This window comes from Pantoea sp. PA1 (assembly GCF_056856975.1).
On the sequence record NZ_JBXGEE010000019.1, the window covers coordinates 1 to 604 of the forward strand.

Annotated in this window: 1 rRNA gene; it reads left to right on the forward strand. The window is 54.0% G+C overall.

The window, feature by feature from the left end:
* Positions 1-604 (forward strand): 23S ribosomal RNA (locus tag AC1V0D_RS21965); the annotation flags it as partial.

The window sequence follows — 604 nt, forward strand, 5'->3', positions numbered from 1 at the left end:
AGACAGCCAGGATGTTGGCTTAGAAGCAGCCATCATTTAAAGAAAGCGTAATAGCTCACTGGTCGAGTCGGCCTGCGCGGAAGATGTAACGGGGCTAAACCATGCACCGAAGCTGCGGCAGCGACACTATGTGTTGTTGGGTAGGGGAGCGTTCTGTAAGCCGTCGAAGGTGTGCTGTGAGGCATGCTGGAGGTATCAGAAGTGCGAATGCTGACATAAGTAACGATAAAGCGGGTGAAAAGCCCGCTCGCCGGAAGACCAAGGGTTCCTGTTCAACGTTAATCGGAGCAGGGTGAGTCGACCCCTAAGGCGAGGCCGAAAGGCGTAGTCGATGGGAAACAGGTTAATATTCCTGTACTCGGTGTTACTGCGAAGGGGGGACGGAGAAGGCTATATCAGCCGGGCGACGGTTGTCCCGGTTTAAGCGTGTAGGCGGAGGGTCCAGGTAAATCCGGACTCTTTTAACGCTGAGGCGTGACGACGAGGCACTACGGTGCTGAAGTGATAAATGCCCTGCTTCCAGGAAAAGCCTCTAAGCATCAGGTAACACAGAATCGTACCCCAAACCGACACAGGTGGTCAGGTAGAGAATACCAAGGCGCTT